At 57.9% G+C, this 26506-nt stretch carries 26 protein-coding genes and 1 pseudogene; 14 read left to right on the forward strand and 13 right to left on the reverse strand.

The genetic code is table 11. The features are described from left to right. Positions 1 to 72: 72 nt before the first annotated feature. The 6 genes from D8Y22_RS05465 to D8Y22_RS05490 all read left to right on the forward strand — a co-directional run bounded on the left by D8Y22_RS05465 (position 73) and on the right by D8Y22_RS05490 (position 6559). Positions 73 to 2835, forward strand: a complete 2763-nt coding sequence (locus tag D8Y22_RS05465; protein ID WP_141463706.1) for a single stranded DNA-binding domain-containing protein — start codon at positions 73 to 75, stop codon at positions 2833 to 2835. Between the two features lie 447 nt (positions 2836 to 3282). Beyond that, positions 3283 to 4587, forward strand: coding sequence for an IS4 family transposase (locus D8Y22_RS05470; RefSeq protein ID WP_141463707.1), 1305 nt, complete (start codon positions 3283 to 3285; stop codon positions 4585 to 4587). Positions 4588 to 5102: 515 nt separating this feature from the next. Next, entirely contained in the window at positions 5103 to 5363 is a 261-nt protein-coding gene (locus D8Y22_RS05475) for an AbrB/MazE/SpoVT family DNA-binding domain-containing protein (RefSeq protein ID WP_141463708.1), read from the forward strand. A 134-nt stretch (positions 5364 to 5497) separates the two neighbouring features. Continuing rightward, positions 5498 to 5734, forward strand: coding sequence for a hypothetical protein (locus tag D8Y22_RS05480; protein WP_141463709.1), 237 nt, complete (start codon positions 5498 to 5500; stop codon positions 5732 to 5734). Positions 5735 to 5739: 5 nt separating this feature from the next. Continuing rightward, on the forward strand, positions 5740 to 6213 hold the full coding sequence (locus tag D8Y22_RS05485; protein WP_141463710.1) for a hypothetical protein: 474 nt from the start codon (positions 5740 to 5742) through the stop codon (positions 6211 to 6213). Positions 6214 to 6217: 4 nt separating this feature from the next. Continuing rightward, complete coding sequence (locus D8Y22_RS05490; protein ID WP_141463711.1) at positions 6218 to 6559, forward strand: hypothetical protein; 342 nt, start codon at positions 6218 to 6220, stop codon at positions 6557 to 6559. A 180-nt stretch (positions 6560 to 6739) separates the two neighbouring features. Here D8Y22_RS05490 and D8Y22_RS05495 read toward each other — a convergent pair whose 3' ends face one another. Then, positions 6740 to 7000: a hypothetical protein gene (locus D8Y22_RS05495; RefSeq protein ID WP_141463712.1), complete on the reverse strand. Its 261-nt coding sequence runs from the start codon at positions 6998 to 7000 to the stop codon at positions 6740 to 6742. 98 nt (positions 7001 to 7098) lie between these two features. Here D8Y22_RS05495 and D8Y22_RS05500 point away from each other — a divergent pair, with 98 nt between their 5' ends. From D8Y22_RS05500 to D8Y22_RS05520, 5 genes are all read left to right on the forward strand, one after another. Beyond that, entirely contained in the window at positions 7099 to 7863 is a 765-nt protein-coding gene (locus tag D8Y22_RS05500; protein WP_141463713.1) for a hypothetical protein, read from the forward strand. A gap of 39 nt (positions 7864 to 7902) precedes the next feature. Beyond that, the gene (locus D8Y22_RS05505; protein ID WP_141463714.1) at positions 7903 to 8583 is read left to right on the forward strand and encodes a hypothetical protein; all 681 of its coding nucleotides are present in this window, start codon (positions 7903 to 7905) and stop codon (positions 8581 to 8583) included. Positions 8584 to 8607: 24 nt separating this feature from the next. Next, the gene (locus tag D8Y22_RS05510; RefSeq protein ID WP_141463715.1) at positions 8608 to 8937 is read left to right on the forward strand and encodes a hypothetical protein; all 330 of its coding nucleotides are present in this window, start codon (positions 8608 to 8610) and stop codon (positions 8935 to 8937) included. 447 nt (positions 8938 to 9384) lie between these two features. Next, positions 9385 to 10299 (forward strand): replication factor A, encoded by a 915-nt coding sequence (locus D8Y22_RS05515; protein WP_141463716.1) that lies wholly within the window; start codon positions 9385 to 9387, stop codon positions 10297 to 10299. Positions 10300 to 10493: 194 nt separating this feature from the next. Further along, a complete protein-coding gene (locus tag D8Y22_RS05520; protein WP_141463717.1) occupies positions 10494 to 11147 on the forward strand; it encodes a DNA-binding protein in 654 nt (217 codons plus the stop codon). 793 nt (positions 11148 to 11940) lie between these two features. Here D8Y22_RS05520 and D8Y22_RS05525 read toward each other — a convergent pair. Together D8Y22_RS05525 and D8Y22_RS05530 are read right to left on the reverse strand one after the other, a co-directional pair. Beyond that, the gene (locus D8Y22_RS05525; protein WP_141463718.1) at positions 11941 to 12471 is read right to left on the reverse strand and encodes a hypothetical protein; all 531 of its coding nucleotides are present in this window, start codon (positions 12469 to 12471) and stop codon (positions 11941 to 11943) included. Further along, complete coding sequence (locus tag D8Y22_RS05530; RefSeq protein WP_174811772.1) at positions 12468 to 13358, reverse strand: ParA family protein; 891 nt, start codon at positions 13356 to 13358, stop codon at positions 12468 to 12470. Before D8Y22_RS05530 ends, D8Y22_RS05525 begins: the two co-directional genes overlap by 4 nt. Positions 13359 to 13921: 563 nt before the next feature. Here D8Y22_RS05530 and D8Y22_RS05535 point away from each other — a divergent pair. Then, positions 13922 to 14746: an IS5 family transposase gene (locus tag D8Y22_RS05535; protein ID WP_141463719.1), complete on the forward strand. Its 825-nt coding sequence runs from the start codon at positions 13922 to 13924 to the stop codon at positions 14744 to 14746. Positions 14747 to 14915: 169 nt separating this feature from the next. On the opposite strand, the gene D8Y22_RS05540 is transcribed toward D8Y22_RS05535, so the two are convergent. The 5 genes and pseudogenes from D8Y22_RS05540 to trxA all read right to left on the reverse strand — a co-directional run bounded on the left by D8Y22_RS05540 (position 14916) and on the right by trxA (position 19652). Next, positions 14916 to 15386 (reverse strand): hypothetical protein, encoded by a 471-nt coding sequence (locus tag D8Y22_RS05540; protein ID WP_246084360.1) that lies wholly within the window; start codon positions 15384 to 15386, stop codon positions 14916 to 14918. Continuing rightward, positions 15383 to 15757 carry a MarR family transcriptional regulator gene (locus D8Y22_RS05545; protein ID WP_141463720.1) on the reverse strand — a complete coding sequence of 125 codons (375 nt, stop codon included), beginning with the start codon at positions 15755 to 15757 and terminating at the stop codon, positions 15383 to 15385. The genes D8Y22_RS05540 and D8Y22_RS05545 overlap by 4 nt, the downstream gene beginning before the upstream one ends. A 414-nt stretch (positions 15758 to 16171) precedes the next feature. Beyond that, a complete protein-coding gene (locus D8Y22_RS05550) occupies positions 16172 to 17881 on the reverse strand; it encodes a transposase (protein WP_141463721.1) in 1710 nt (569 codons plus the stop codon). 330 nt (positions 17882 to 18211) lie between these two features. Next, a pseudogene (locus tag D8Y22_RS05555) lies at positions 18212 to 19296 on the reverse strand (NAD(P)/FAD-dependent oxidoreductase). Further along, entirely contained in the window at positions 19293 to 19652 is a 360-nt protein-coding gene (trxA, locus tag D8Y22_RS05560) for a thioredoxin (RefSeq protein WP_141463722.1), read from the reverse strand. Before trxA ends, D8Y22_RS05555 begins: the two are co-directional and overlap by 4 nt. A gap of 421 nt (positions 19653 to 20073) precedes the next feature. Here trxA and D8Y22_RS05565 point away from each other — a divergent pair, with 421 nt between their 5' ends. After that, entirely contained in the window at positions 20074 to 20358 is a 285-nt protein-coding gene (locus D8Y22_RS05565) for a hypothetical protein (RefSeq protein WP_141463723.1), read from the forward strand. Positions 20359 to 21028: 670 nt separating this feature from the next. Here the strand turns inward: D8Y22_RS05565 and D8Y22_RS05570 are convergent. Together D8Y22_RS05570 and D8Y22_RS05575 are read right to left on the reverse strand one after the other, a co-directional pair. Beyond that, positions 21029 to 21433 (reverse strand): helix-turn-helix domain-containing protein, encoded by a 405-nt coding sequence (locus D8Y22_RS05570; RefSeq protein WP_141463724.1) that lies wholly within the window; start codon positions 21431 to 21433, stop codon positions 21029 to 21031. Between the two features lie 148 nt (positions 21434 to 21581). Then, positions 21582 to 22700: an aminotransferase class V-fold PLP-dependent enzyme gene (locus D8Y22_RS05575; protein ID WP_141463725.1), complete on the reverse strand. Its 1119-nt coding sequence runs from the start codon at positions 22698 to 22700 to the stop codon at positions 21582 to 21584. Between the two features lie 327 nt (positions 22701 to 23027). On the opposite strand from D8Y22_RS05575, the gene D8Y22_RS05580 reads away from it, so the two are divergent. Beyond that, the gene (locus tag D8Y22_RS05580) at positions 23028 to 23639 is read left to right on the forward strand and encodes a vitamin K epoxide reductase family protein (protein WP_141463726.1); all 612 of its coding nucleotides are present in this window, start codon (positions 23028 to 23030) and stop codon (positions 23637 to 23639) included. Positions 23640 to 23795: 156 nt separating this feature from the next. On the opposite strand, the gene D8Y22_RS05585 is transcribed toward D8Y22_RS05580, so the two are convergent. From D8Y22_RS05585 to D8Y22_RS05595, 3 genes are all read right to left on the reverse strand, one after another. After that, positions 23796 to 25043, reverse strand: a complete 1248-nt coding sequence (locus D8Y22_RS05585; protein ID WP_141463727.1) for a M20 family metallopeptidase — start codon at positions 25041 to 25043, stop codon at positions 23796 to 23798. Positions 25044 to 25051: 8 nt separating this feature from the next. Next, complete coding sequence (locus D8Y22_RS05590; RefSeq protein ID WP_141463728.1) at positions 25052 to 25462, reverse strand: helix-turn-helix domain-containing protein; 411 nt, start codon at positions 25460 to 25462, stop codon at positions 25052 to 25054. Between the two features lie 164 nt (positions 25463 to 25626). Then, a partial coding sequence (locus D8Y22_RS05595; protein WP_174811774.1) for a potassium channel family protein occupies positions 25627 to 26506 on the reverse strand: 880 nt, incomplete at its 5' end.

The raw sequence follows: 26506 nt of genomic DNA on the forward strand, positions 1-26506 counted from the left end.
CGACAGTAAGGCTAACTTCCGGAGATGAGGGTTTCGGCCCCCAGGGGGGTCGGACCCGGAGTGACTGTTATCATGAGTCGAAATACCGATTCCGAGTTCGAGATGGACGCACAGACCACCAAGTACAGCGTTGAGTCGACCAGCCACGACGGTGAGGTTCTCGAGGCTGCCGACGTTGACGAGCCGGTCACCGCCGACGAGCCGTCGCCAGAACAGAACGTCACTGCCGACTACGACGAAATCGCGAACCTGCCACGAACCTCGTTCGGTCGCACGATCAACGCCCGAGCGTGGCACCCAAGCTGGGGTCCAACGCCTGCTGGCTACGACAACGTCGTTCCCCGAACCCAGGCAGTCGTCAGTGCCGATACCGACGTGAAGCTCGGCGAGACGGACGACGGACAAGCCCTGAAACAGAGCGTTCGCTCGATCCGACAGGGCAACTACTCGAACACCCCGGACGGCATGGGCGCAACCGTCGGCTCCGGATGGACCTACGACATCCCCGACTACCAGCTGATGGAGCGCGAACTCGCCGGCCACGGTGTCGAACTCAGCGGCTCGCCCTCGGCCCGTGTCGAAGCCGCTCACGCCGAGCAGCGCGAAGAAGAGTTCCAGCGAGCCCAGATCCCCACCCAGCAGGACGTGCATGAGCACTACTCGGTCGACATGACCGAAGGCGTCTCAGGCGACGAACGAGCGTTCACCATCGGCGACGAGTTCGCCGAAGAACTCGAGGAGCAGACCCAGTGGGACCTCACCGAGGAAGCGATGATGTCGATGACCGAGAAGTGGGAATCCGTTCGCGAGTACACCATCGACTGTGCCGATCGGCGAGCCCGTGAGTCTCGAGAGGCAGTCGCCGAGATGGGCGTGACGAACACGGCGACTCGCGACTTCGAGCGCTTCACTGACGACGGTGACCGAGCACCGGAAGCCGAGATGGCGGGCGAGCAGGCTGCAGATCACCGGAACTACCACGCCCGATTCACCCGAACGCGCTACCCAGAAGGCCGCTGCCCAGCGTGGCCAGAGGGTGAAGCCGAGACGGAGACGATCGACCTGGGCGGCGAGACGGTCGAAGTCGCAACGGAGCCAATCGCGCCGGCGTCGGCCGAGGAGCTGAAGTGGGCCGCAGAGCAGGCTCGAATCGAGTGTCTCCCAGAGTGGCTGCTCGAGAAGGTCGAACGCGGTGCGATGCGGTTGTGGGATCGCAACGCCGAGTGCGTCGGTGTCGACGCCGAGAACACGTTCTACGCGGATCTCTCGGACGAACTCGAAGATGGCGAAGAACACCCAGCCAACGAGGAGGCACCTGCATTCGTGACGGCAGATGGTCGAATCCCGGCACTCAGCGACTCGAGTGCGCCCGGCCTGCCGAGTGTGGACCGAGCACGAACCAGTTTCGAGCGAGCGCTGGCCACCGAGCGCGAATACATGTACGCCTTCGAGCCGGCGATGGAGAACCTCTGGCACGCAGACGGCACGCAGTCCCTCGAGACGATCGAGCCGTACTGGAACGGCTGTTCGGTCAAGGTCGAAGTGACGCGCTCGTACGTCCCGAACGACCCACAGAGCCAGAACCAGATCCTCTACGTGAAGGATGTGACCCCGACGGCGACGGGCGAAGGACAGCTTGGCGAGGAAGCGAAGTTGACAGTCTGGCGAGCATCCAACCTCGACAGTCGGGTCGCAGTCGGTGACACGTTGTACATCTCGAACGCGAAGCCCGGTCAGTACAAGAACCAACTGACCCTGGCTGCCACGAGCGACACGACCATCGAGGTCGTCGAGGCGGGCGATGGCCCGATCAACACCCACCGAGACGCCCTGATCGGGGCGATCAGCGGAGCCAACGAGGCACACCGTCCCGAGGGCGACGACCACCCACCAAGCGTCGGTGGAGAGATCGTCGAGGAGAACCCAACGAAAATCTTCCAGAAGCGCCACCGGCCGCCGGAGATGACGTTCCAGGTCGGACCACCGTACGAAGGCAAGAACACCCGCGTCGGTCGCCCGATGGAGGAACGTCCCGTCCCGATGACGTGGACGTACCCGATCACCGAGTGGGTCGACGAACACGCCGATGTTCGCTCGGAGGAAGCCGACGGCGAGGTGGCACCAACGGTCCACGAGCCCGACGAGGTGCTCGAGGACGATACGACCCAGATCACCCCAGACGAGTTCGCACAGGCGCTGGCCACCCTCGACGCCGAGGACAGCACGCCCGGTGGCCGGTACTGGGAGGCAGACGACTTCGGGGCAACGGTCGAACTCCTTGACGACCCCGAGGCACTGGGTGGCATCGACGAATTCGTGGCTCGGATCGGTCACCACCCGCACGCGGCAGATGAACTGGAGATTCGTGTTCATTCCGGGATTCCCCTGGAAGAGGGTGAGCCGAAGGCGATTCGGATCGTCGAGTGGCACACCGAGGAGGACGCACCAACAGCGTTCCGACCGAAGGTCCACCTGACGCCGGGCTGGGAACAGCGGTTGGTCCGGAAGGTCCAATCGCTCCACGGCGCTCGCCACGACCCATCGCGGTCGTTGGAGGCGGCGAAGCTCAAGGCAGCGACGGGCGCGGACGAGAGCGGTGTGCCGGTGGTGCAGCCGAGCGCGGCGACGGAGAGCGCAGGACGGTCGCCGTCGGAGCGCCCGGACTGGGAGCCCCGGCGGATCTTCCAGAACGGGAGCTACTTGCATGAGTGTCCAGTCGACAGCTGTGAGTTCTCGCATCCGAAGAAGATGCGAGTCGTCCAGCACATGGGCGGGAAGGCGAGTGGCGCGGACGATCCCCACAGCGCAGCGAGCGAGAAAGCAGCTGCCGAGTAGGCGCTCGACGCGGTAGGAAATCCGGTCGCCCTAGCCCGCCGGTTCCTTCGAACACCGACACCACCCACCGCCCTCCATGTTCCGGGCGGCTAACGCCGCCGGGCTTTCACCAGCGTCGACGGTCCGGGATGCAGTACACGAGGTTGCAATCGCGACCGTTCAGCGAGAGTTGGACCGGTCAGCCGCACCTCTCTCGATATTTGTGTCTCTGAAAGAGGTGGTGGTCGTCCAGGTTCGACCTCGAGCACCACGAGTGGTGTTCGAGTCGCTGGGTGATCACCGTGGCGAGTCGTACAGTCTGCAGTCCATCGAACCACCATAGCACCCCAAGTCGGGTCTATCAAAATCGTAAGACTGACGTGCATCCGTCTTTAGTTAGGCGCAAAACCGCACGATAGCGGCGGCTTATCGGAGTTACTTTTCGGAAGGAATGAGGAGGCGGAAGATGTGCACTCTAACCCCTCCTCACAGGAAGTGGAACGCCATCTCACTAACTTCCTTCCATCTGAAGCGCTCGAAGACCACGCCGATGCCGTCGGCGTGGTCGAGCGTGACCGGAAGCTGCAGATACCGCCGCTCGTTTGGTCATTTGCGTTCGGCTTCGCCGGCGGCGCAAGCCGAACGCTCGCCAGCTTCAGACGGAGCTACAACTCGACTGCAGACAGGACATTGTCCGCAGGAGGCTTCTATCAGCGGTTGACGCCGACTCTCACAGAGTACCTCCGCGACCTCGTCGAGTACGGGCTCGACGAGGTCGCTGTTCCTCACACCGTCTCAGAGGAGTTCAACCGATTCAGAGACGTGATGATCGCAGATGGAACGGTTCTCCGGCTCCATGAGTTGCTTTCTGAGGAGTACGAAGGTCGCCGTGATGAGCAGGCTGGAGCACGGCTCCACCTGCTCCATAACGTCACTGAGCAGACGATCGACCGGTTCAGCGTCACAGATGAGAAAAGACACGACAGCACGCAGTTCGAGACAGGATCGTGGCTCGAAGGTCGGCTAGCGATCTTCGATCTGGCCTATTTCAAGTACCGGCGGTTCGCGTTGATCGACGAGAACGACGGCTACTTCGTGAGTCGACTGAAACGCAGCTCTAACCCGGTTGTAACCGACGAATTTCGGGAATGGCGCGGCCGCGCCATTCCCTTGGAAGGGAAGAAAATCTTCGACGTCGTGGACGATCTCTGTCGCAAGTACATCGACGTCGAAGTTGAGATCGAGTTTGACCGGAGAGAGTACGCGGGCACGCAGTCGCGCGATACGAAGCGGTTCCGCGTCGTCGGCGTCCGCAACGAGGACGCCGACGACTACCACCTGTACATCACGAATCTCTCACGCGAAGAGTTCCTGCCGGAGGATCTAGCGACGATCTACCGGTGTAGGTGGGAAGTAGAACTACTGTTTCGGGAGCTGAAGACGCAGTACAGGCTGGATGAGTTCGATACGACGAAGAAGCACGTCGTAGAGATTCTGCTGTACGCGGCGCTGTTGTCCTTGGTTGTGAGCCGTGAGTTGCTCAGTCTGGTCATCGAACACGCAGATGATGAGCTCGTGTTCCCGCCGGAACGCTGGGCGGCGACCTTCCGGTCGCACGCCCAGCTCATTCTCTACCGGTTGAGTGACTACCTCGGGTACTCTCCACCGCCACTGCTTGATCGGCTGATCGCCGACGCGCAGAAGATCCACAAACAACGGCCGGTTCTCCAAGAACAGCTCGCTACCGCCCTCAAACCGGCTGCTGAGGCCTAACTAAAGACCAATGGACTGACGTGTTGTTGGTCACTGATGTCAATCTGCCGTTCCAGAGTCTCCACCTCGCTCTGGTAACGACAGATACCTTCCCTTCCCCAACCCCTCTTTCGAGCAACTGGGGAGCCAAAAGAGCGCACATCGGTTCGACAGGGAGCATCGGTTCGTCCGCGCCGGCACCCCAACCCGGCGGTTCGAAGCGGTGTTCCCCGAATCGTGTCGCGCATTCGTGCGCTGAAGCGTCGAACTCATGCACCTCAGCCAGACAGTCTGTGTCAGAGTCACTCCGATCGACACCCCCCTAACCTCTGGAACGAGTCGGCGGCTGCAGACAAGCCCATCCGGCTCGACGACATTCGTCATATTCGACTGAACGGTTTCTCGAGAGCATACTCTCTCGAGAAGCGGTTCGATTCCGCGCCAGTCGATTCCCTTCTCGTTCGTCGAACAAAGACCTTCGATAGCTAGCGGTATATTGCAAATTTCCAAGTATTACACCCTCCTACCCCCTCACTATGGACAAAATAAAAGGCGAAACCACCGTCACCGTCACAAGCAAGGGGAGAGTCACGATCCCGAAAGAGTTCCGAGACAAGCTCCACATCGACACGCCAGGCCGTATCCGATTGATCGAGAAAGAAAACGGAGAGATCATAATCCGACCAGTCAAGCGTCCGTCCGAGCTCCGAGGAGCACTCGCAGCAGAAACCACAGGGGACGACGAAAAATCGGCAACAGAACTCCTTCGCGAAACTCGAGAACAAGACCTCATCTAGCGGTTCCGTGGTCAGCTCGGTCAGCCATTCCACCGGAAGTCCGGTGTCTCGCACCGCATTTGTATTGACGAATTGGTGGTCTCGTTTTGAGTCGGCTTCCAGAGGCGACACAGAGGCGAGATCGGAGTTACACAATGAACCGAGAACCGTCATTCCCAGAGCCGTCAGAAAGTTCCGACATCGTCGAAATCAACGTTGCAGAACTCGAAGAGAGCCTCCAATTCGAGAGCGAAGTCTACAACGGCATGCCGGCTGTCCAAGCCGAACGCGAGGCACCACAGCCCGATGTCCATGAAGAGCTTGCGCCCGACGAGCGCCCGCTCTGCCCGCTGTGTGGCGACCACGATTGCACGGTCCACAACACTCGGTGATCACGATGCAGGAACCAGCTACTCCCCTCGAGCCGGCAAAGCCGTCCGTTCCCAACACGATGGGTGTTCGCGAGCACGTCCTCGAGAGCCCAATCCCGAAACTGGCACAAGGTCGCCAGCTGTCGACTCCAGAAATCGACAAGATCGCGCCGGGCGACGTTGTGGCGGGCTCGGATTTCTTCGTCGTCGTCGATATCGAGTACCACAGCGATCCCGCAGAGTCTCAAGTCGTGCTGTTCAACCAACGGACGACGAATTTCGAGCGCGTACGAGCCAGCCTGTTGTCGGAGTGGGTCGACTCGCCAATGTTCCCGGTCAAACACTTCGGCGACGTTCTCATTCCAGCCGACAGCAACTACCAGGTTGAACCGCCCACGCTCGAGACCGAGCGTGCGACCGAAATTCCTGTCGCCGGCGTTCGCGAAGACGACGCCCAAGAAGAATCGGAACCAGAACTCGACGAAATCTACCCGATGTAAATACATGACCGAGATTCCACCAGAAGCGACCGACCTTTCCGAAGAACAATTCCGAACTGCTTTCGCCGTCCTCGAAACCGCTCGCGAATGGAGTGCAGAAAACGGCCTCGAGCCGGAGCGAAATGCATTCAACGACGCTCACCACTGGTTGCAGGAATTCGAAGCGCTTCTCCACAACCAAGGCCACCTCGAAGAGAAACAACCGCACTCGGTCACAGAGCACGCCTTCACCTGCTCGGAATGCGGCCACGAAGAATGGTCGACCGAGGAACCAACTCTCGGCGGGAACACGTGTCCGAACTGCGGGTGCGGAATGACTGATGCTGTCAGCCAACAGCATGACTGACGGTGATCCCGACGATATCGTCGTGGGCCAGTGCGAAGAGTGCGGATACGTATTCGACGACGATGTCGATTTCCGATTCCCCCAGCCCGCCGAATGCTCGTGCGGTCGCACGCTAACCAGTACAACTGTCGCCGACGTCGAGACTCTCGAGTCGGTCCTGCCAACCACTGTCAACTACGCCTAGAAACCCCCACAATGCAAATCCAGCAATCTCAAGCCGACCAGACCCAATGCACAGACCGTCTTTGCACCGAAGAGGCTGAATTCGGGTACTGGATGCCCGCCCTCGACGATTTCTCGCGTGTTCGCGATCCCGAACGTGACGAACTCGAGGACGGCGATCTCTGCCCGCACGTATGCAAATCCTGTCGCAACCGTCGTCTCGAGAACGGCCAGTACGACGCCGACCGCTTCGTCCGGATCCGCCGAGAGCCCAGACAACCCGAAATAGCCTGAAGCACTGTATTTTTCTCCCGAAATTGTGTGTCGATTCGTTCACTATTGGATTCACTTCCATTACCAGCGACAAACCAACACCAATGTCCACAGATACACCACCCACCGACATTCAAGAAGAATTGGAAGACCGACCCACCATCTCCGCAACCGAACCAGCTTGGGTCACAAGCGACTATAAAATTACAGAAGATGGGGTTCTCGAGCGCGTCAGCGTCCCAACCGTCTCTCATCCAATCCACTCGATTCCCCAGGACCCAACATATCGATTCGAGGATGGTACTGTTCTCCGTTCTTGGAACGATGCAACCGCCTACGCAAGCGCATTCTCGAGCGGGAAAGATCCAAGCCTTTTCTTGCTCGCACACGGGTATCTCGAAGTTGACAAAGAACTGGTTCCACTGATCGAAGAAAGCCGCTCTTGGTTCGAAAGTGCCGAAGACCAGTACCAGATGGCAGCTGGCGGCTTCGGAACAATCGAATCGTTCTCCCCCGGCGGAGCCACCTTTGCGTGGGTCAACAACCTCCACCCAGCGAAGGAATTCCCCCACCGACGAGACAATTTTGAGGCACTCGTCGCTCAAGCAGAAACGCAGGCCACTGTCGTCCCAGACCGAGCTACCGGCATCCAGATCTCCTCCCAGGAAAGAAAAACCACCACTTGGCGAAATGTAACGCCAGGTGGCGACCTCGAGATCTTCGAACGAGTTCCCTTCGAAGAAACCGTAACCGATTTCGACACTCTCGAAACCGAACTCAGCCGGATCATGGAGTCGCCACCTGATTTCGACCTTCTCGAGAGAGATGCCACTGCCGTGGCCAAAGAGATGGAAGCCATCCCAGAGTAGCCGACACGAACCGCATTTGTCCCTCCAGAAGGAGTACAGATGTCCGATACTCCAGACTCGTTACCGCCAGGGGTCCTGGCGTTGTGCGACGAATTCGACCTCGAGCAGCCAACACCCGGCGAACGCTGGGAGTTCGATTTGGCCAATCCACCAACAGACATCAGTGACCGACTCGTCCGTGCTGGCTGTCAACTTCGGTGCGAGTACGCAACCGACAACGGCCGCCGATACGAGTATGTCGTCCCCGAAGCGGGATGGCCAGACCCACTGGGCTATGTGACCACCGACGACCCACAGTGGGTCGGCCCGCAACACGGCTGGAATCCAGCCGATCGATACCACGGGAACGTTCGCGGGTCGATTCCGTCCCCTGGAGACTGCGACCGCCATCCCGACCTGCCTGCCAACGCCTACGCTCTTTCCAGAGTCACACTGTATCCGCCAAAATCTGAGGCCAAATTCCATGCCAAAACGTCGCTCGAGCCTCCAACTGGGGCCTGGGTCGCCGTGCTGACCTACGAGCAGGCGACTCGAAGCCACAGTTCTCACGTTGGTGTGTATTCATCCGAACTCGGCGAGTTCCCCGAATGCACCAAGTGGACGTCCGCACCGTATACCAACGACGAACGTCGCCACGTCGAGTGGTTCGATACACTCGAGGACGCAACCACGTTCGTCAAACGCGAAACCGGCCTCGCTGTCCCGCCCCGATCCGATTAACGACTTTCCACACGTTCACCAACCATGACTGAGAATCGCAATTCGACCCTCGACGAGGAGTATCGCAACGGAGTGTACTACGATTGCCACGCTGGCGAATTCTGCCGGTTCATCGAAGGAGACGGTACAATCTGCCTTGTACACCCCAAGACCGGAGATATCTACCACGAAATCGACGTTGCCGACTGGGGCGAGATGAAGAACGATTTCGATCCCGTTCCGGACAAGGCGATCGAAGCCCCTACCGAGTTTCTCGAGGACGCTATCGAAGATCTCGCGTACCACCACGAGCCCGGCATTGGTTTCAACTTCGCTCGACAACACACCGAAATCGTCGAGTCTAGCTCCAGTTGAGTTCGGCTCAAGGCCCTTTCCCCCTCGAACGCACCGCATTTGTCCGTATTGAGGAGTGGATCGCGTTCGTTCCATGATCTCACAGATGCCATTCCCGGTCGGTTCGCCGGACAGCACCGTCCGACCCGCGACCGCCCCGCATTTGTGGACAAACATGGGTGAGGCGATTCGACGACTCGAGTTGCCTGACACACTCGTCCAGATGACTCACAGTACAACTGCAATTCCGAGTTCCAGCAGAGACACCCCTTCAGTGGGGGCGACTCGGAAGGCGTTCGAACCGGCGAACGCACCGCATTTGTGGGTGAAAATGGGTGAGGCGATTCAGACGCGACGAATCGACTCGACACGAGACGACACAGACGAATAGAAACGTAATCTCGACGCTGTTGCCCTCCGGGTGGCGACACGTCGGTACGCAGAGCCCGGATTCAGATTCACATAACTATGAACGACATTCAGTCCGCTGCAGCCGACCTCGCAGAAACGGCCGACCAAATGAACGCAGACGTTTCCGAAGCCCAGATTCGAGACCAAATCGAAGAACTCACCGAGTACCGCATTCCACTCGAGGATGCCGTCAGCACCGTCCGAAGTCGCCACGAACTCTTCGGCCCGATGGAAATCGACGCGGTCGCTGACATCGACGAGGACGGTGAGTGGTTCAATCTCGAGGTCCAAGTCGTGGAGCTCTGGGAACCAAATTCGGATGCCATTGCCCAGACCGGGCTCATCGGTGACGAGAGTGGTACGATCAAGTTCACGTGGTTCGACGGCACGGACCTGCCAATGCTGGAAGAAGGCGAAAGCTACCAGCTCGAAAGCGTCGTCTCGGACCTCTACCAGGATCGGATGTCGGTGAAGCTGAACAAGGCCACCGACGTGGTCGAACTCGAAGAGGACATCGAAGTCGCAGACCGCGAAACCGAATTCAACGGCCGAATCGTCGACATTCGGGACAACAGCGGACTCATCAAGCGCTGCTCCGAGGAGGACTGCAACCGAGTGCTCTCGAACGGCGAGTGCCCAGTCCACGGGCAGGTCGAAGGTGAGTGGGACGTGCGAACAATCGCGGTCGTCGACGACGGTACCGAGACTCGTGTGGCCACCTTCGACGCCGAAGCCACCGAGGAACTCGTCGGGATGTCTGTCGAAGACGCACGCAACATGCTCGCGAAGAACCCCGACCCAGACATGATCCAGCACGAAATCGAGACGGAAACGCTCGGCCAGCGTGTCTCGGTGACGGGTCCACAGTACGAAAACGACTCCTCGCCGACCATCTTCGTCGATTCGTTCGAAACCGTCAGCGGCGTGACCATGGACGACATCGACAACGTCCTGGTTCGCGCTCGCTCCTAAGCGGGTTCGGAACTCGGAAGACGTTCGAACCAGCCGAACGCACCGCATTTGTTCGGAAAAATGGGTGCAGCGATTCGCGCCGATCGGCGGCGTGACCAGACGAACAATGAGTGAAACAGATTCGTCGGTGGTATCGCTCGGAGCCACCGAGGAGTTGCGGTTGTAGTAGCGATCCGAGCATCCTTGATTCAACAATGAGTACCAACGCTCAAGCTCAGACCCAGGCACAGACTCAGACTCAGACCGACGCCGAAGACGATGACGCCCAGCGCTACCAGCGTCAGGAGGCTGTTCGCGCTCTCGCCAGTGAGATCAACGCAGCGAAATACGAATTCCAGGAAGCAGACGGCGACCGAGAACCCAGCTTCCAGGCACTCCCCAGTGGCATCGGTGCAAACCGCGTGCTGTTCAGCGGGACGCTCACCGATGTCGAGGATGTCGGCAACGACACCGAGTACCTCAAAGCCGAGATCATCGGTGCGACGGGGACTGTCTACGCCTACGCTGGCGACTACTCGCAGGAGGCACGTGCGTTCCTTCGCAACGCAGAGGCTCCGATGTTCGTGACGATCTGTGGCAAGCTCAACTGGTTCGCAGAGGACGACGACGAGTCGCCGGTGGCCGACCGGAACGTCTACATCGATCCCGAGTGGGCCGTCAAGACGGACGCCGACGATCGAGACCGAGCGGTCCTGGAAGCTGCAGAGGCAACTCTGGACCGTCTCGAAGCAGACACCGACCCCAACCTGGAGCAGGTGATAGACGTCGTCTACGGCGAAGACGAGGATGTCCAGGATCTCGACCTTCGCGACGAGGTCGTTCGGGCTCTCGAAAATCTCGAAGACTAACAGCCGAAATCCGGCCCGCTGACCTCGCCGGCTCTCCCCCTCTCTCGGTTGTTCACTCTCTTTTTTGCTGTCTCAGACACCATCACCGCCCACCACCCTCCATGTTCCGGGCGGCTAACGCCGCCGGGCTTTCACTGACGTTGTGATTAGCCAGTCCTCATTGCTGGCGTTATTTTTTGCTGTCTCAGACACCACCACCGCCCACCACCCTCCACGATCCCGGCGGCTTGCCGCCGGGCTTTCGCTTTCCAGCACCGCGATAGTTGGGCTGGAAGGCCATTAGAAGTAGTGGAGTTGGAAGTCGTGAGACAGGAGAATGGATTGGAAGCCTTTAGTATTAGCATTTTGATTGGAAGTCGTATTCAATAATTTGTATTAGAAGACGTATGATATATAGTCGGTTTGAAAGTCGTCTGAACAAACGGTTTGAAATTCTAATTTGAGTCCTTGTAAACCACATTCCACTCTCCGCCTGGCTTCCGCACGGCGGTCCTGGGAACTCCCGTTCCACCAGCTGAATACTAACGGAGAACTCCGACCGATAGCAGCCCCATCGGACGCTCCTCGTCGATTTCCGGCTGCCGGAGAGCGCCCGATTCTGCCCCACAATCGCGCGCGAGGAGAGCGTAGCCGGTAGTAGTAGTAGACCAAAGTTTAGCCAGTAAGTGTTTTACGGACATATGAATGTATATTGCTGATAGGGCAGCGGCAACTGCTACTGCCCCCAAGCATCGATCGGGGGAGCAGTCTAGAATGGTATTCGTCGCCCTCGCGACTGCTTTCTTCGGTACTGTCAGTCTTGACCGACCTGTCGTCGCTCCTCGAGGACGAGTTCGGCGACCCGTTCGGGTTGTTCGTTCGCAAGGCGGAGCACCGCGTCGTGGATCTCACGGGTCTCCTCGTCGAGGACCTCTGCCTGAGCCAACTTCGGAACAATTATTGTCCGAATGACGCTTTCGAACTGATCGACCGTCTCGCTGCGCGCGTAGAACGGCTTCTGCTGGACGTCACTGTACTCGAACGCCGGACCCGATTCCGCGGGAGACACCGGCTCCAATCCCCCGGACGTGTCGGCGTTGTTATCGGCCTTGGACTGGCGGGTCGTCGGCGATTTGCTCGAACTCGAGTCCGTTTCGATAGCAGCACTCGAGAGATCGTCGGACGGCGTCGACGAATCGGCAGTCGTCTCGTTCGCAGCCACTGTTGACTGTTCGATTTCGGTGGTAGTTTCGTCGCCCGACGCGCTCTCGTCCGCATCGGGTGATTCGGCCGCGGTTGACTCCGGACCATCGTCTTCCTTGAGATCGTCGAACGGATTGCTCATCGCTCTATCCCTCCGGCCGCAACGATCTCGGCGAGTTCCTCGTAGTAGACGATCTGGTCGTTCTCTGGATCGTAGTCCTGCAACGGCTGGTTGTGCTGCAGCGATCGCGACAGCGCCGACCGGTGCCGGATCCCCGGCTTGGGCGGCGTAATCTCGCCGGTGTCGATCGCCTCGAACTCCTCACTCGTGATCCGGGCAAAGTCGGGTACGACCTCCTTGAGAGGCTGGCTGGGGTTTACTTCATAGGTTGCCGTGTTCAGGTTCTCGATCAGTTCTCGGTCTTCGGTCTGTTGATCAATCCGGTCGGAGAGCTTGTTCGGAACAACGGCAAGAACGTCAACATCGATGTACTCCCGTGCGGGCTCGATGAGCCGTTCCATCGTTCGCTTGTAGCCGCCGATTGCGCTCGAGCCTGGTTCGATCGGGATCATGACGTTGCCTGTTGCGACGAGGGCGTTATTATTGAGCATCCCCGGATACGCTGGGCAGTCGAAGACCACATAGTCGTACTCCTCCCCTAATAGGGGATCGACGATTTTCGACTTGATCCGTGCGGACCCCTGCATCGCCCCCGCGAGATCTTTCTCGACGTCCTCAAGAGTGTCCGACGAAGGGAGCAGGTCGAACCGGTGATCGGTCGGTCGGATCAGATCGTGAGGTGTCGCCTCGCCCTCGAGGATGATGTCGCCAAGATTGATATCGCTTTGATAGGCGTCTTCGAACCCAAGGCCGTTAGTCGCGTGCCCGTTCGGATCGAGGTCAGCAAAGAGGGTCTTGCCGTGCTCGGCGAGCTGGCGCGCAAGGTTCATTGAGGTCGTTGATTTGCCGACGCCACCTTTCAGGATGACCACGCTGACGGCACGTGAGCCGGTCGTTGTGTCGTTCATTGTCGACTGCCCTCCACTTCGAATGGGTCGGAGTAGCTACCTATTGTTTCGATATGCATTATCTCAGTTTATATAGAACATATCTAATTCAGGTCTCTTAATTCTACCTACTGTAAACAAGGTAGGCGAAGTAGGTACAATAGCTACAATAGGTAAAGTAGGCCCAATAGTAGGTGTAGATGCAATAGGTAAGGTAGATGCAATAGGTAAGGTTCGTGGAAAAGCGATTACAGGTACTGAGTCTAGGATAGCTGGCTTGAGGTATTCAGCTGTCTTGAATGAAACAAATCGGCTCACACTACAAGTTCCCTTATAGAATTTCAAGGCGAATACACCTTCCCGTGAGGAGGGGGTGTTCCGACGACTGTCGGAACCGAGTGACGAACAGGCGGGTGATGAAGCCGACACGGTGAGCAACAGTCCACCGGTTACACCACGGCTGGATATTCCACGCTGACCACAATCTTTACATTTCAAAAGAGTATAAGCTGCTCTGTTGAAGAGCGGTCTAATCGGCTGATATCACGGGTTAGAAGGACGAAGCCGAGGAAACCGAGCTTGGAATGGAGATCGATATCCTCGACTTCGTTGAGCAGTGTCGAGACCTAGCTAAACAAGCGTTGGGGAAGCACGCGGGCGAGCCCGCCAGCGGCGGGTTCGCCCGCTGGATACACGTCGTTTTGCACTGTTTTCGGCTCGAAGAGGGCCATAGCTACCGTGAAACGCCGAACCGGCTGAAGTACATGTCTGAAGTACGTGACGTACTTGGCCTCGATCGGGACGAGTTGCCGGATTACAGCACGATCTACAAGTCGTTCGATCGGCTGAAAATGTGGGTGTGGCGGGCGTTGCTGCGCATTTCAGCGCAGCAACACCCGCACTCTGGGCACGTCGCTCTCGACAGTACGTTCTTCGACCGACGCGCTGCTTCCTCATACTACCGTCAACGATCCGGGAATAGCGTTCAGACGCTGAAAGTGACAACACTAACCGATGTGGAGTCTCTTGCAGTTCTTGACGTCCATATCTCTGCCCGGTGGAAACACGATACGAAGACAGGGCCGCAGGTCGTCCGCCGGAACGCGGACGACCTGCTTTCAGTGGCAGCTTACAAAGCCTTCCACAACTGGCACACCAAATACGAGTTCTACGCTCTCGGTGTCGAACCACTGATCTTACAGCGCGGATCAAGACCACTCACGACGGGGAACAACGGGCTAATCCGGACAAAAGACTACTCTCAGCGCTGGATGGCCGAAACTTCGTACTCGACAACGAAGCGCTCGCTCGGCGATGCCGTGCGAGCGCTGGGCTGGTATCGACAGTTCCGTGAAATTGTCCTCATGTTCGCCATCATCAACATAGAAAAGCTCTGTGAGCCTCTCTAACCATCATTCAGCAGCTATTCAACAGAGCATAATATCCCAATCCAGCGGTGCGGTGCCGTGGGATTCCTCCGCGTTCACGCGGAGGAGGATGTCAAAAGCGCCGTCCAGCTTGCATTGACCCTTGGCGATTAGGACGTTTTGAGCTCTAAGGGATCCATTCAATTTACTATTAGGAAGCGAGCGTTTCTTCAAAATAGGCGATGACCTTTCGTGTCGCCTCAGCAGTAACATCCTCCACGAGCTGCCCCTGATAGCCATCCCTCGGAACATCGTTGTCTGGAATGCTGTCGAGACGAGCGACGAGATCACCAGTTGTATCCAAAAATCGCTGTTGAATCGCGGAGATCGACCACGGCATGATCGACGACCCCTCTGGTGAGCCGCCTTCTACCCAGTCCTCTGCTGAGAGAGGAATCGATTCGTCGTGCCATGTTCGCGTCGTGAGCGTAAGACAGATGTATTGCTCAGGATGGAACGGGACAGCATCAGTGCTGATGATCAGCCACGGACGCGGTGTAACACCACCATCGTCAAGAGATGTTTCGTGGTTCGTGGTCAGGTCTTGCTTGAACGGGTCAACTCCCCAGACGACATCTCCGCGCTCAAATGCGATAATCTCTCCGTCAGCATCTCGCTTCATACGTCGTTTGTCTTCTCGGCTGTGTCCGTAGCTGGCATATGCTCAACCCACTCGGCGGGGTCCTCTTCACCATAGAGATCGTTTAGACTCTCCGTGACGAATTCATATTGTGTGAGCGAGTGGAGGCGGTCTCGATCGTCTGTAATCGCCCAGTATTCTCCCTTATGCCTAACGAGCGCTTGTTCTTCGAGACGCCGCAGGACGGAGTTGATGGAGTTTTGCGGGATATCCGTCTTCTCAGCGATTTCGACTGGCCGAAACGCCTGATCAGCGTGGGTTGCGAGGAACGACAAGACACGTTCCGGCTGTGTGAGTCCACCGCCAAGGGCATCTTCTGAACTCCCTTCGAATGTATCGATGTCAATTGGCATTGTCACTGTGTACCTACGTCTGCCTGTACGATAAACCTTTGTACGCTGTGTAGTACTCGCGCTGGTCGGTAGAATTCGGTAGGTACTGCTCTGCTTTCTCACAGGTAGCAATACGGAGAGTCACCTGTACACCGAGTTCTAAACTCTGAGCTACTAGAAGTGTTGGAGCTTTGGTGGTTTGTAGAAATCCAAACGCAGAATCTCTGGACTCCAGCACGTTTTCGGGATCTACCACCGCTACAAACGAGATCAGAGAGAAGTTAGCTCGATTTGAGACATTTGTACCTGAATCGGCTGGTGTAGTTCACCGATGACCAGTGATATCTAGCAAACTACGGCTTCCCATGCAAGATTTTGCGGAGAGTACGAGTGCTGCGGCTCTCGAAGAGCAGCCTATGGGCCGCAGCTGCACCTTCAGCCGCCCTCGCGGAGATATTTTCCGATCGCCCGGACGAACGTCTTGGCAGTCACGACTGGTGGAGAGCGAATATCACGCCCCATCCCGACTTTCACCAGATAATCAGTGAGTCGCCAGAGATTGTAAAGCAGGGCTGCGAACGTGAAGCCAAACAACCGCACACGGTAGTCCTTCGAGGACGTCTTCGGGAGAAACGCCTTTACCGACTTGTATTGGTTTTCGATGTCCCAGCGTCGGCTATAGCTGTTGGTGACGTGCCTGATCTCGTTGGGAGTGACGTGGTCGCGGTTGGTCACGAACACGGCGTAATTGCCGTCTGCTTCCTCGTCAGTTGCTGGCACGTACAGGAATTCAGCGGTGTGATGGAGTTCGCCATTGATCGCGAACGGAACATCGTGCTTAACAGCGGCGTCAACCCCGTCTTTGCTCTTGATTTTCGCAATCGACTCGTAGTCGTTTTCGTACTTCGGTACCGGCGTCATGTACACCAACCCACGGTCGTGGATCGTTGCGTACACGTCGTTGCTGTAGAATCCTCGATCAAGGAGCACTTCGTCGAGATCGACGTACTGCTGGGCAATCGCCAGCAATCGGTCGACTACATCTGCCTTCGAACCGGCTGGAGCATCTTCTGGTTCCCACGCAGAGCATTCTTTGACTGGTTCAATACCCAAGATGATCGGGACGTCGTTCCCGACGACCGTAATCGTCGCGAACGTATACCCGTGCTTGATTTCACCGTCGCCTTTGTACCCGCTGACCATCGGCGGATAGTCTGCCTTCGGGATTTGCCTGTCCTTGTCGATCCACGGCCAGACGTGGTAGGGGACGTGTGTGAAGTCGATAGCTGCTGCCACGTGGCGGTCATCGAACGGATCTTCGTGGCGAATCGTGCTGAGAATGTTCTCGGTTGCAGCGTCGAACGACTCCATCAGCGTCTCACGAAATTCCTCGGTGAAAGCGACAACATCCCCGATGCTGTACTCCTGAAATGGTTTTGGAAGCTCCTGACCCGGTGACATCGAGAACTGCTTGATCACTCGCAGAAACGTCGAATCGTCACAGAAGTCGTTCTTATCGAGGAACCACCCTGCTTCCCCTTCAGAGTGGGCACTTCCCTGTGTCAGGCATGCGTTGGCAAACAGATCGAGGATCTGTTCGTCCTCGTAAACTCTGTTGTCGGCTCTGTCGGATCTGAACTCGGCGAAGCCGTGTCGGCGAGCGAGTTCGACGACCTTGCTGCCATGGTCGTGTACATACTTGCGTGTCGCTGTTGACTGATCTTCGGTCTCTTCGATGTCGTTCTCGCTGGGTTGTAGTGGTAGCAATACGTCGGTGATAAGGCCCTGATCGTGGGCTTCCAAGAGTATTCCTCGTGATGCGGCCTCAAGCGTGACTTTCGTCTGTTCGCTGAACTGGCTCCAAGCATACGAGATGTTCTGTTGAGTCGGTGGCTTGGGCATCCCGAAGCCCTTCAATAGTGCTGGGCGATTCGCAAGACGGTCCGCGAGTTCGCTCTGGGAGAAGTCGTGAACCATCTGGTAGATGTAGAGTCGTGCCATCGACTCGGTGCTAAAGGTTGCTTTATTCTGATTGCGGGTATCCGTGAGCTCAGCAACTGGAATCGAGACCCGGTTGAGAAGTCGCCAGAGTGTATCAACTTGGTCACAGAGCGTTTTCGCATGATAGACGATTGCTCCTGCCATCGCGGGAGCATCATCATCCAGCGTAGGCGTCAATTCGTGTGCCACAGTAGTTCAAAATATGAGAACAGACGTATATGAATTATTCAACTAACTGCTTAGAGAATTACTTGTAGACCAGGGAGTTGATTTTTCGTATGTAGATTATTATTCGCACACAAATAGGTCATATACTACTCTTTGAAAGACATATATCATTTCGAAAACTAGGATGTGGGTGGACTGGCTAGTTGTTAGCCCTTGTCTTTCCAGTGTTAGCTATGTGCGGGAACCTAGCAAACTGTCATCCTATCAGCCTCCATTGGGCAGTTCATCAACTGTTGGTATCTGGGATTAGTCGTCAGCTATCGCTTCGTAAGTCGCTGCCGTCTCACGGACGGCCTGCTGTTCGAGCCAGTCCTCGGCATCGAGGGCAGCCATGCTTCCAGTACCAGCGGACGTGATTGCCTGTCGGTAGTCGGGGTCCATCACATCACCCGCGGCGAAGACGCCTTCGACAGTTGTCTCCGTCGTCATTCCCTCCCTAGTTTCGACATGACCGGTGTCAGCCAGTTCGACCGGTGTCTCTTCGAGAAAGTCCGTGTTTGGAACGTGACCGACGCCGTAGAAGATCCCGCCGATGTCGACGGTCTCACGTTCGACCTCACCAACATCTCGCGTCTTCGCCGCTTGATCTGCCACGTCGCCGTGTGCCGCGTTCGTCTCGAGTTTCTGCTTCGGATAGCCGTCAGGGTGGCTCACCAGGGTTGCACCGGTGACGCCCTCATTCTGCGAGCCCTGGATTTCGAGGAGTTCGGTGTTCCAGCGGAACGAGATTGCGTCGTGGTTGCGAGCGCGTTCGGCCATAACCTCGGAGGCGCGAAGTTCGTCGCGACGGTGAACGATCGTAACGCTGTCGGCAAACTTCGTCAGGAAGAGCGCTTCTTCCATAGCGCTGTCGCCACCACCGATCACGAGCACGTCGTCGCCGCGGTGGAACGCACCGTCGCAGGTTGCACAGGTTGAGACGCCGTACCCCATCAGCTCGTCCTCGCCGTCGGCTCCGACCCAGCGAGCGCTCGCACCGGTCGCAACGATCAGGGCGCGCGTTCGGAGTCTCTCTCTCCGTTCGAAAGACCGAGTTCGAACGGTCGATCGTCGAGCGTCGCGTCCTCGAGGGTTCCGTGGACGAACTCGGCGCCGAATCGCTCGGCCTGTTCTTTCCCGCGCTGGATCAACTCCATGCCACCGACGCCCTCGGGGAAGCCGAGGAAGTTCTCGACGTCGGTCGTCAGCGTCAGCTGGCCGCCCGGCTCCGGGCCCTCGAGCACGATCGGCTCGAAATCGGCGCGTGCGGCGTAGACCGCAGCCGAGAGGCCGGCGACGCCGGAGCCAATGATCACCACGTCGTGGACGAGTGCGTTCGTGTCCTCGTTCATTCAGTGTGGCCTTGGATCAGGTCGCGGAGTCGATCCGCCGGCAGTGCGCCGGTGTGTTGTTCGACCTGTTCGCCGTCCGCGAAGAGCACGAGCGTCGGTACCCCGCGAACGCCGTACGCACCTGCGAGTTGCTGGTGTTCGTCGACGTCGACCTTCGCGATCACGCCCTCGGTCTCACGCGCCAACTCTTCGAGAACGGGCTCGAGCATCTTGCAGGGTCCACACCAGTCGGCGTAGAAATCCACGAGCACAACGTCGTGCTCGTCGACGATCGCCTCAAGGTGGTCTCCACCCTCGACGTGAATCGGTTCGTCAATCGGGTCGTCGTTCGATTCGGGGTATGCGTCAGTTGCCATCACTCCACTGTAGAGCCCGACAGTGTTTAAAGGTTTTGTGTGTATTGCACAATATAGGATAAGGATTAGGCGGTGGTCGCGGATCAATGATGATAACCCGACGATCAGAAAGATCGTGAAAGAGACAAGCATCGAGCGTCACTGGCCCGAAGCCGAAAATGAGTCCCGAATGGCGAAGCTGTCGAGTTGATGAAACCACATGTCGGGTGCTGCGGTCGTTCGTTGAGATTGAACTATTGGCACAAATTTACTGGAGAGGAAGGTCATCACCACGAAGAACGAGTAAGTCAGTACAATTGAACACAGTAGCTCACAGAACATTGGATCCAGGATCAATCTACAAACAGTACAGGTAGCGAAACCAGCGTTCACGAATAGCAGTAGGAGAAACCACTTCCGTCTACCCCCAAAATGAAAACATATGACAACTGATTCCGAGGAGTCCGTTCGCGTGTGGCTCGTCGAACGGACGTACTCCGACGACGAGCAAAACCTGATTATCCTCACGTACGCCACCACCGACGGAGAGCGATACTTCCGTAAAGAGCGCGCACTCACTTCTTTCACCGACGTTCGCGACACGACTGCCGCCGTTGACGCCGACTCTGATAACCTCGGCACCGTCAACGATGCCGATCTGCGAGAGCGGTATGCTGCTGAAGCGCAGCGTATGGCAGACATACACGATCCTGACGATGTTATTTGATCTTCACGAACCGCAACACAAGTTCACCAGACGACTCGTTTTCCCGGATTCCACACCTTATTATACGGATTGAAGGAGAATACCTGTGGCTTTAGCCGCAAGATGAATCCGATATCTCGAAATCAAATCACGATACGATAACCACTCCGAAATCTCCAAACACATAGTTTTAAGCGACAGGTGACTGATTGTTTATATAGGAATCAGGTCGGGAACAGAGCGATTCCACCTCGTCCTACGATGGCGGCCTGTCCGCCCCAAGCAATGAGACAGTAATCGGAACCAGTCGGATGAACGGTCGGTTCCTACAATGAACCGATGCAGTGCCCGACTGCTTGGAACCCTCAAAAAGTAACTCCGAGTCCGCCGAAGTCTGCCGGACTCCCCGTGGCAAAAACAACACCGGGAGTCCGAACATGACCGAGGATAGGAGTACCGGGGGCTTGGCACTCCCAGCAGTCCCACCCGCCAAAGACCATGAGCATCCCGACGGATTCTCACCGACTGGATGCTCGGTGAGGCTGCAAACCTGAAATAGCCAACGCTCAGGATTCCTCCGCGTTCACGCGGAGGAGGATGTCAATGATTTTGACTTCGTCCGGGTCGTATTAACACGATATTTGCCTATTCGAAGGTCACAATCCATAATCGAACAACAGCAGGGACCCGTTCAGCTCTCGGCGGCAACTACGCTCTCGTCGACGGATTCGTACTTGTCCTCGAACTCCTGAATGAGTTGGCCCATCTTCGCGTACCAGTCGTTTAGCTTGCGTTGCATGTCGTCGGCAATCTGGGACGGATCGGTCGGATAGTAGACGTGATAGTATCCCCCCTGGTCGTAGTTGATCTGTTCCTTCTGGATGAATCCCGCTTGGAGCAACCGCTGAATCGATCGGTAGGCGGTCGAGCGTTCGCGGTCAACTCGGTCCGCGACCTCGTCGATCGTCAGTGGCTCGTCACTCTCGACCATTGCCCGGAAACAGTCCTTGTCCAGTTGCTTGAGACCGTGAATACACTCAAGCAACCCTTCACACTCCATGTCCTGCTGGAGTTGTTCTGCCATCGAATTAGCCATTATTCTATTTCGGGATAGGGACCGCGCTGGTATAAGGGTTGTGTGAATATTGCGCAAGTCCAATAAACGATGATCTCAGCGGTGAAGACAGACGATTGACTCCAACAGCCGAAATGTGTCGTCGTTGGTTGCCCGGCTATTAGCGTCATTACCACTCACCGGCAAGCACCTCGAGAACCGCGTCTATTTCGGCAGACGTGTTGACGGCGTGAACTGAGACCCGAATTGCGTTCGGAGACGGAAGCGCTCGGACGACGATCCCTTCGTCATCGAGGCGACTGACGGTTTCGTCGGGTGCATCAACGTCTATCGTTATGAGACCTGACTCGGGAGACGCCGGACTGAGCAGGCGGTTGTTGGGGACGTTCGATGCCAATCGATCAGCGAGGTTCTGGATTCGGCGTTCGATAGTGTCGAGGCCGACGTCCGAGACCGTGTGAATAGCCTCCCGTAGCGCGACGTGTGGAGCCGGATTCGCAGATCCGATTTCGAAGCGCCGAGCGCCAGCGGCGAACGTCGGTTCGGCTGCTGTGGGCGTCTCGACGCTTCGGTACCCGACCGCCTGCGGTTCGAACTGCTCGGCGACGTCACAATCGACGTACAGGAAGCCGCTCCCCCAGAGACCGAGCAACCACTTGTGCCCGGCAGCGGCAACGATATCTGCATCCCATTCGGCAACGTCCATCGGCAGCTGTCCCGGCACCTGTACGGCGTCGACGAGCGTGAGTGCGCCCGCATCGTGCGCGATGTCGACGAGTTCCGATACCGGGAGTTTCGTTCCGTGGGTCCAGGTAACGGCGCTGAACGAGACGAGTCTCGCGTCGGCAACTGCCTCGGTGTATGCCTCGCGATCGAGACGCCCATCGCTGGTCTCGAGGGTCCGAACCTCGACCCCCTCCCGCTCGAGGCGTTGCCAGGGGAGGACCCCGGCCGGATGCTCGAGGTCGGTACGAACCACGATATCGCCGGGTTGCCAGTCGATCGCGCCGGCGATTGCGTTGATTCCGGCGGACGTACTCTCTGTAAGGGCAATCTCGTCCGGCTGTGCGCCGATAAACGAAGCGACCTGGTTTCTCGTTTCGTCAAATTCGCCGAACGCCGTTTCGTACGGGTCGCCCACCGCAGGCACGTCGTACTCGTGTCGTTGAACGAACTCCGTCGCAGCCTCAACTACGTACTGCGGACTCGGCCCATGTGCGCCGTAATTCAGATACGTCGCGTCCTGTAGTGTTGGGATATCAGCACGGAGTTCTGTCGGCGTTAGCATCGAATCAGCCCTGTCGTGGACAACTCCATATCAAATCGAAGGCGCTGGTCGCACAATAGTTTTGGGTTATCAATACAATACAATGTGGGGAAAACATCTGTCCTGACAGCTACGTCAAACAACGTTCCTAGTACAAAAGTCTGGATAGCGGCTGTAATTCCCATACAACTGCAATTTGTACTACCGGCACTCTCTCGGAACCGGTCAAGTACTGGGACCTGCAGCGATTCCCCCAGCATATATTCTATAGAATTGGGGACAACGCACAACACTTTTGTACCCCGTCACCCAACACAGTATTGCATGTCTACTGAAACACCAAGATCAATGGCGTTCGATTACGAATGGGAATACTCTCCGAGAGTTACGGAGCTGTTCGGAGTATTCACGCTCGTCGCGGTTCTCGGCTGGCTCGTCACTGTCATCTTGACGGCGATTCACCTGTTCGCAATCCCCGCAATACCAGCTGATGCACCAGTCCAGGGAAGCATCGAAGTGATCACCAGTCAGTGGGCGTACGTCTTGGGCATCCCGCTCGCGACTCTCGGCGGATTCTACTACCTGACGACGATCGGACTCGCACTCTGGTGGTTCGATACGCGCCACCCGCTGATCATCAAGATCCTGACGCCGATCACAGCCAGCGGCGTCGCGTTCTCGGCGTACTTCGTCTACCTGCAACTGGGCGTCATCGGCGCGATCTGTCCGTTCTGTATGGTGTCTGCCGCAGCGACGGTCATCCTGTTCGCTCTCGAGCTGGTGATTCTTCACCAGAGTGCGACGCCGTCGCTGTCCAGCATGGGTAGTGACCTCGGTCGCGTTTTCGAGAAGACAAACTACGCACTCGTCCTCGTCCCAATCCTCATGGGGTTGGTCACCATCGCAGGCCTGTTCGTGGTACCCGTGCTCCCGCTGCCGGAAGTGGTTCCGTTCGCCTAAACAGGGAATCCAGTGGCATTCATCGACGGTAGAAACTTGTTTTTAACACGACTGATCATCACGACGTTCAGCGTCGGCGAACCGCTGCCCTTGAGCAGCGACAGGAACGGGGTCGAACAGAGAACGGACAATCGAAGCGAGTCGGTTCCGGGCCGATCACTCGCCGACGTCTCGGCGTGCGAATGCGTTCGGGAGCCGAGCGTACACCCTCGCCGTCGTCTCGAGTGCGTCGACCGTCGTGTATTCGTCGCAGGCGTGGACTGTATCGGTCCCGATGGCGAACTCGACAGTAGGTATCCCAGCGTTGCGGAGTCGCTTCGCATCGCCACCGCCGGTCGCGCTGCGTCGGTGGACCACATCGTCGAGAACCGCAGTCGCTGCAGTCGTCGTTGCGTCCACAAGCGGTGATTCGGGCGCTTCGTACGTTCCAACGCTCCAGCTGACGTCGGTAATCGAGACGTCCTTGTCCTCGTGGAGCCACTCCCTGACGTCCTCGAGCACGGCTTCCGTGTCTACCCCTGCAGGAAGCCGAATGTCAAGCTCCGCGCGAGCAAACCGAGGGACGCTATTGACGGTCTCCCCGCCCTCGATCGTACCGAGGTTTACTGTCGGCTGATCGAACAGGCGTCGGGCTGTGTCCTCGTTCATTGACTCTCCGTAGTAGTCGATCGACTCCTCGAGAATCGGCTCGACCGGTACGGGGACTGTGATGGGATAGTCCGCGAGTCGTGCCCGAATCGTCTCGAGGGCGTCCCAGAGCGCATCAATCGCATTAGTGCCGAGCATCGGTCGCGAGCCGTGAGCCGCCTCACCGGTGGCTTCGAGCGTCAACCAGAGGCTACCCTTGTCGGCGACGGTGATCGACGGGGCATTCAGTGGACCGGTCGGTTCGCCGATCACGCAGGCATCGGCCGTGAGTCGGCCTGCATCGAGTACCGCCTGTAATCCGGCGTCGCCGGCCACTTCTTCGTCGCTGACGAACGCGAACGCGAGCGTCACGGGCGGGCGTCGGTCGGCCACGACGTAAGTGCGGGCGAGTTCGAGCATTGCGGCAACGCCGCCTTTCATGTCCGTCGTCCCTCTCCCGTAGAGGCGATTATCGATGCGCTCGCCGAGCGGGTCGTACGACCAGCCGTCGGGATCGTACGGGACCGTATCGAGATGTCCGCTGTAAAGCAGCGTCGTCGATCGTTCGCCGGGGAGCGTCGCAAGCAGGTTCGGTTTCGTCGGATCGGTCGCCACCCGTTCGGTTTCGAGACCGAGGTCGGTGAGTGCCGATTCGATCCAGTCGACGATTTCGCGGGTATCACCTGGCGGGTTCGTCGTATCGAAGGCGACGAGGTCGAGCGTCGTTTCAACTAGCCGTTCCCGAGGAATTTCGGGCGGACGTTCGCGACTGGACATGGAGTCAGTCAGAACGCCTCATCTGGCGTCGGTTCGTCGATGGAGTCGTATTTGTCCTCGAACTCCTGGACGAGCTGGCCCATCTTCGCGTACCAGTCATTGAGTTGGCGTCGCATGTCAGTCGCAATCTGCTCGGGATCAGTCGGGGAGTAGACGTGATAGTAGCCGCCCTGATCATAGTTGATCTGTTCTTTTTCGAGCAGGCCACGTCCCAGCAACCGCTGGATCGAGCGGTACGCGGTCGAGCGTTCGCGGTCGATCCGGTGTGCAACCTCGTCGATGGTGAGCGGGTCGTTGCTCTCGACCATCACGCGGTAGCATTCCCTGTCGAGTGGTTTGAGCCCGTGTAAGCATTCGAGCAGCCCTTCACAGGCGATATCACGTTCCAGTTGATCGGTTATCGACGACTGCCTAGCCATACTCGAACGTAAGCGTCGCGCCGGCATAAGATTTGCGCGTATCGTACAATACTATTTCGGCGAGCGACGAGGACGCTGACTGAAGCTTCCAACACAGGCGGTCATTTCCGGTTCGACCGCGACGTGAACAGTGGCCGCATCGGTGTATCGGTACGCCTTTCATTTCAGTCGTGTGGGTGGAACCGCTTGACGGCGCGATCGACGGCTTCGGTCTGGCCGAGGAACGTCACACGGTCACCCTCCCGGAGTTCGTGATCGCCTGTTGGAACTTCCGTCGCGCCGTTCCGGTGGGTGAGCAACCCGACGATGACACCGTCGGGGATTTCTGCGTTGAGATCGGCGATCGTCTTCCCGACGAGGTCCGTGGCCGTCACCTCGATCTCCTGGACGTCGCCGGTGCGGCCGAGTTCGTTCATCCACGCCGACAACGACGGACGCTCGAGGACGTTCTCGAGCGACCACGCGGTCGCCATCGAGAGGTCGATCGCGTGGACGCCGAGCGATTCGAACGCATCGACGTTGTCGGGCTGGTTGACCCGAGAGGCGACGCTCTCGACGTCGTATGTCGTCTTCGCGAGCTGGCAGACCAGCAGGTTGACGTCGTCGTCGGGCGTGGTTGCAATGACCGTCTTCGCGTCGCCAGCGCCCGCCTGCTCGAGAACGTCGGCATCGGTGCCGTCGCCCTCGAGAGCGGTGAGACCGCGTTTGCGGGCTTTTTCGACCGCATCGGGGTCGAGATCGATCAGTAGTACGTTCTCTCCGTCTTGTTCGAGCCGTTCTGCGAGAGACAGGCCGACCCGTCCCCCGCCGACGATTATCGTACGCATTGGTGATACCTCGAGGTAATCCGCGATCTGTCGTGCGAGGCCGGCCTGAAGGACGACCGTCGCGAAGATAATGAGAAAGACGGTGCCGGCGAGCAACTGGGCCTCCTGTGGCCGACCGAGGGCCTGCAACTCGACGGCAAACAGCGTCGCGACGCTCGCGGGGATGATCCCGCGCGGGCCGACGGCGCTCAGGAAGAGCCGCTCGTTGTGCGTAAAC

The sequence above is a fragment of the Salinadaptatus halalkaliphilus genome (assembly GCF_006543045.1).
Taxonomy (GTDB): Archaea; Halobacteriota; Halobacteria; order Halobacteriales; family Natrialbaceae; genus Salinadaptatus; species Salinadaptatus halalkaliphilus.

Bases quoted from the DNA above. Each gene is read 5' to 3' on its own strand.
- D8Y22_RS05465 (WP_141463706.1), top strand. From the start codon at position 73: ATGAGTCGAAATACCGATTCCGAGTTCGAGATGGACGCACAGACCACC.
- D8Y22_RS05475 (WP_141463708.1), top strand. From the start codon at position 5,103: ATGGACAAAATAAAAGGCGAAACCACCGTCACCGTCACAAGCAAGGGG.
- D8Y22_RS05480 (WP_141463709.1), top strand. From the start codon at position 5,498: ATGAACCGAGAACCGTCATTCCCAGAGCCGTCAGAAAGTTCCGACATC.
- D8Y22_RS05485 (WP_141463710.1), top strand. From the start codon at position 5,740: ATGCAGGAACCAGCTACTCCCCTCGAGCCGGCAAAGCCGTCCGTTCCC.
- D8Y22_RS05490 (WP_141463711.1), top strand. From the start codon at position 6,218: ATGACCGAGATTCCACCAGAAGCGACCGACCTTTCCGAAGAACAATTC.
- D8Y22_RS05500 (WP_141463713.1), top strand. From the start codon at position 7,099: ATGTCCACAGATACACCACCCACCGACATTCAAGAAGAATTGGAAGAC.
- D8Y22_RS05505 (WP_141463714.1), top strand. From the start codon at position 7,903: ATGTCCGATACTCCAGACTCGTTACCGCCAGGGGTCCTGGCGTTGTGC.
- D8Y22_RS05510 (WP_141463715.1), top strand. From the start codon at position 8,608: ATGACTGAGAATCGCAATTCGACCCTCGACGAGGAGTATCGCAACGGA.
- D8Y22_RS05515 (WP_141463716.1), top strand. From the start codon at position 9,385: ATGAACGACATTCAGTCCGCTGCAGCCGACCTCGCAGAAACGGCCGAC.
- D8Y22_RS05520 (WP_141463717.1), top strand. From the start codon at position 10,494: ATGAGTACCAACGCTCAAGCTCAGACCCAGGCACAGACTCAGACTCAG.
- D8Y22_RS05525 (WP_141463718.1), bottom strand. From the start codon at position 12,471: ATGAGCAATCCGTTCGACGATCTCAAGGAAGACGATGGTCCGGAGTCA.
- D8Y22_RS05530 (WP_174811772.1), bottom strand. From the start codon at position 13,358: ATGAACGACACAACGACCGGCTCACGTGCCGTCAGCGTGGTCATCCTG.
- D8Y22_RS05535 (WP_141463719.1), top strand. From the start codon at position 13,922: ATGGAGATCGATATCCTCGACTTCGTTGAGCAGTGTCGAGACCTAGCT.
- D8Y22_RS05540 (WP_246084360.1), bottom strand. From the start codon at position 15,386: ATGAAGCGAGATGCTGACGGAGAGATTATCGCATTTGAGCGCGGAGAT.
- D8Y22_RS05545 (WP_141463720.1), bottom strand. From the start codon at position 15,757: ATGCCAATTGACATCGATACATTCGAAGGGAGTTCAGAAGATGCCCTT.
- D8Y22_RS05550 (WP_141463721.1), bottom strand. From the start codon at position 17,881: ATGGCAGGAGCAATCGTCTATCATGCGAAAACGCTCTGTGACCAAGTT.
- trxA (WP_141463722.1), bottom strand. From the start codon at position 19,652: ATGGCAACTGACGCATACCCCGAATCGAACGACGACCCGATTGACGAA.
- D8Y22_RS05565 (WP_141463723.1), top strand. From the start codon at position 20,074: ATGACAACTGATTCCGAGGAGTCCGTTCGCGTGTGGCTCGTCGAACGG.
- D8Y22_RS05570 (WP_141463724.1), bottom strand. From the start codon at position 21,433: ATGGCTAATTCGATGGCAGAACAACTCCAGCAGGACATGGAGTGTGAA.
- D8Y22_RS05575 (WP_141463725.1), bottom strand. From the start codon at position 22,700: ATGCTAACGCCGACAGAACTCCGTGCTGATATCCCAACACTACAGGAC.
- D8Y22_RS05580 (WP_141463726.1), top strand. From the start codon at position 23,028: ATGGCGTTCGATTACGAATGGGAATACTCTCCGAGAGTTACGGAGCTG.
- D8Y22_RS05585 (WP_141463727.1), bottom strand. From the start codon at position 25,043: ATGTCCAGTCGCGAACGTCCGCCCGAAATTCCTCGGGAACGGCTAGTT.
- D8Y22_RS05590 (WP_141463728.1), bottom strand. From the start codon at position 25,462: ATGGCTAGGCAGTCGTCGATAACCGATCAACTGGAACGTGATATCGCC.